This is a genomic window from Arthrobacter sp. SPT-J7, from assembly GCF_059089965.1.
In genome coordinates this window covers 1-302 of sequence record NZ_JBNHFF010000624.1, presented here as the reverse complement: position 1 = coordinate 302, position 302 = coordinate 1, and the positions used below count along the sequence as shown (strand labels likewise).

Below are 302 nucleotides of genomic sequence, written 5' to 3'. Positions count from 1 at the left end.
CCCAGGACGAAGATCACGGCGCGCAGCACCTTCGGGGACAGCCGCCGCCCCACTTTGGAGCCCAGGATGCCGCCGATGCTCGAGCTGACGGCGATCAGCAGCACCACGAGCCAGTTGATCCGGTCGAACGCGAACAGAAGATAGGAGACGGCGGCCACCAGGTTCACGCCGAGCACCAGGATGTTTTTCATGGCGTTGGCGTTCTGGATGGTGCCGGTGAGGAAGACCCCCAAAATGCCCACCACCAGAATTCCCTGGGCGGCCACGAAGTAGCCGCCATATACGCCGGCGAGGTAGACCAG

General features: G+C 63.6%; 1 protein-coding gene. It reads right to left on the bottom strand.

The window, feature by feature from the left end; genetic code table 11:
* On the bottom strand, nucleotides 1-302 hold a 302-nt coding region (locus AC5RWX_RS34570), incomplete at both ends, for a TSUP family transporter (protein ID WP_494100611.1).